The following is a 905-nucleotide window of genomic DNA, read 5'->3' on the forward strand; positions in this document are numbered from 1 at the left end:
GGCGAGATCTGCTTTGTGCTGCCTGACCCACCGCCATCTGACGACGGGCAGGCCGCGCAAGCGGATCCCGCGGGACGAAATCTGGAGCAGGCGTCCGGGGTAATGCGGGCCGAGTTGACGGCCGTGCTGTCCCGCATCTCTCTGCCATTGACCGAATTGTCCGCGCTGGCGGTTGGAGACGTTCTGCGGCTGACCGGCTCAAAGCTGGACAAGGTTCAGGTTCTGACCATCGAACGGGGCCGGCTGGCGGTTGGGCGGCTGGGGCAATGCGGCGGTATGCGGGCCGTTCGGATCAACGAACATCAGGCTGCGGCTCTGACCCATGTTGAGCCGCAGCCATTTATGGCCAGCCAGACCGGCGCGTTGCATGATACCGGAAGTGCGCAATCCGCATTGAACAGCGTCGAGACGGTGGATGGTCTGGATATTGCCCATCCATCCGATGCAGGGGACATGTTGGCGATGGGCTCAGATCAGTTGATTTCGGAGATTTCGCAACTCGCCCGTATTTCAGGCGAGGAAGGGGAGGGCTGAGGACCTCAGCCCTGACCTCTCATCTGATCCAGCGCCGGGCGCAGGCCATCCAGCGCGTAGCCCGCCTTGCTGGTCGCATCCAGGATATCGTCCGTGCTCAGCCGGTCGCATTGTCCCAATGCCCAGACCACCGAACACCTTGTGCCCGAGGCGCAATAGGCCAGCACAGGCCCGCTGCAATTCTCGGCCATGTCACGCTGCAGGGCGACGTTTTCCGGTGTCATCGTCTGGTGTGTCAGTTCCAGCACCTCATATTCCATCCCGGCGTCACGCACGGCCTGACCGATCGCATCGGATTGCTGATCTGGTGGTACCTCGACATTGGGACGGTTGCAGATCACCTTGACAAATCCTGCCTCGGCAATGGCTGG

The 905-nt window shown here is 62.0% G+C and carries 2 protein-coding genes; one reads left to right on the top strand and one right to left on the bottom strand.

Annotation, left to right across the window (positions count from 1 at the left end; all coding sequences use genetic code 11):
• Positions 1-534, top strand: a 534-nt coding sequence (locus tag ACR0E6_RS21825; protein ID WP_480587259.1) for a FliM/FliN family flagellar motor C-terminal domain-containing protein, incomplete at its 5' end; no start/stop codon positions are given.
• Positions 535-539: 5 nt separating this feature from the next.
• Here the strand turns inward: ACR0E6_RS21825 and ACR0E6_RS21830 are convergent.
• Positions 540-905: protein tyrosine phosphatase family protein (locus ACR0E6_RS21830; RefSeq protein WP_480587262.1), on the bottom strand; the 366-nt coding region annotated here is incomplete at its 5' end.

This window comes from Ruegeria sp. AP12 (assembly GCF_056540025.1).